Below are 244 nucleotides of genomic sequence, written 5' to 3'. Positions count from 1 at the left end.
GTGCCTGCTGCATCGGTATCGGTTGGCGCCGCTGGTAGCTGAGTGCGACAGGGTGTCGCAGTGGTCAGCCGGCGAGGTAGCGCGTGATCACGTCGGCCACCAGTGCCGGGTGCTCCATGAGCAGGTGATGGGTGCCGGGGAATACATCCAGGCGGGCGTCGCGGAGCAGCTTGGTGCGTTCACTGCGCAGCGGCTCGGGGTAGAACGACTGTGCCGGCGTCGCGGAGATCACCTGGGGGGGGCA

General features: G+C 68.0%; 1 pseudogene. It reads right to left on the bottom strand.

Annotated elements, in window-relative coordinates:
• Nucleotides 1-64 precede the first annotated feature (64 nt).
• Nucleotides 65-244 (bottom strand): annotated as a pseudogene (locus KVS69_RS20250) (alpha/beta hydrolase); the annotation flags it as partial.

Origin of the sequence: Stenotrophomonas sp. GbtcB23 (assembly GCF_019091045.1) — a bacterium.
Lineage (GTDB): Bacteria > Pseudomonadota > Gammaproteobacteria > Xanthomonadales > Xanthomonadaceae > Stenotrophomonas > Stenotrophomonas rhizophila_A.
Note: the sequence above shows the minus strand (reverse complement) of the source record. Positions and strands in the feature narration are given on the sequence as shown.